The following is a 513-nucleotide window of genomic DNA, read 5'->3' as shown; positions in this document are numbered from 1 at the left end:
GCTGCTCGAAGAACAAGGAATCGCGGGCAGCGTCATTGCCTCGGACGTATCGACAGAGGCCGTGAGACGAACATCCGAGGCACGGTATTCAACCCGGGAAATTGCGGGATTGTCGACCGAGCGGATGTCGCGCCATCTGATTCAGGTGGGCGACGAGTGGGAAATCAGTCAACGACTGCGGAACCGAGTCGTTGGGCTGCATCATAATCTGCTCGACCCACTTCCACCCCAGGTCAGCGGCAGCCAGGTTGTCCTGTGCTGCAATGTGCTCATCTACTTATCTGTGGATCACGCGAAAGGCTTCCTGAGGTCCGTCGCACGTGCCCTCCCCGAGGTGTGGCTGCTGCTCGGGGCGTCCGAGACCATGTTGGTGATCGGTGACGGCTTCACGACCGTACGGATGGGGGACAGCTACGTGTCGCGCCCCTCGTCGGGTGTCGGCGAACCAAGAGTCGTCACCCCGCCGCCGTCTCGAGCGGCCAGCCACGGCGCACGACGCGCCGGCGCGCCCCC

Annotated in this window: 1 protein-coding gene; it reads left to right on the top strand. The window is 63.5% G+C overall.

Translation table 11 applies throughout. The features are described 5' to 3' along the window. Positions 1 to 61 precede the first annotated feature (61 nt). On the top strand, positions 62 to 513 hold a 452-nt coding region (locus tag JF66_RS19420; RefSeq protein ID WP_304413065.1), incomplete at its 3' end, for a CheR family methyltransferase.

The organism is Cryobacterium sp. MLB-32 (genome assembly GCF_000738085.1).
GTDB lineage: Bacteria > Actinomycetota > Actinomycetes > Actinomycetales > Microbacteriaceae > Cryobacterium.
This window is presented reverse-complemented; position numbering and strand designations above follow the sequence as displayed.